The organism is Mesorhizobium sp. M7A.F.Ca.US.006.04.2.1 (assembly GCF_004022915.1).
Lineage (GTDB): Bacteria > Pseudomonadota > Alphaproteobacteria > Rhizobiales > Rhizobiaceae > Mesorhizobium > Mesorhizobium ciceri.
The window spans coordinates 1-754 of the sequence record NZ_RZQA01001483.1 but is presented as its reverse complement, the minus strand read 5'-3'; the positions used below and the strand labels follow the sequence as shown (position 1 = coordinate 754).

The 754-nt window shown below is 58.6% G+C and carries 1 pseudogene; it reads left to right on the top strand.

The features are described from left to right. Positions 1-754, top strand: a pseudogene (locus EN925_RS38210) (hypothetical protein); the annotation flags it as partial.

The window sequence follows — 754 nt, the reverse complement described above, 5'->3', positions numbered from 1 at the left end:
ACGTCAGCACCGAATACGGCGCCTACAAGGCCAATCTGGAACCGGGCGACTATATCGTCGTGGCCAGCGACGGCCAGGCCAAGACCGAGCAGAAAGTCAAGATCGAGGCGGGCCAAGTCTACGCGCCTCTCTTCAACTTGAATGCCGGCACGCTCATCATCCATCCGCGACCGAGCGAGGGGGCAGATGTCGTCGATGGCGCGGCCATCGTCATCGATTATCCGGGTGCTGACATGCCCGCCACCTTCTATGGGACCACGAAAGCCGTGTTGCCGGCCGGCGACGAGAAAGTGACGGTCACGATCGGCCAGGGCGTGGCTACCGAAACGATTCCGCTGGCTGCCGGCAAGACCGTGGAAAAGGACATGATTGTCGGTGTCGGCCATGTCGTTGCCAATGCTTATTATGCTGCCGGCGGCGACAAGGCGGACGGTTCAGGCATCGGCTTCAAGGTGCTCAAGGCAAAAAAGAAGATCGATGGAACCAGGGACGAGGTGACCTATGCCTACGGACCCGACAGCAAATTCGATCTGCCGGCCGATGACTATGTCTTGATTGCGACGGTTGATCTCGCCGTTGTCGAGCAGCCGTTCACCGTCAAGGTCGGCGAATTTCAGGATCTGAAAATCGCAATGAATGCCGGCGTGCTGGCGATCACCGCGCCGGGAGCCTCGAAGATCGAGATTTTCGAGGCCAAAAAGGACATCAACGGCAACCGCAAGTCGCTTGGCTATGCATTCGACCAGAAGTACCA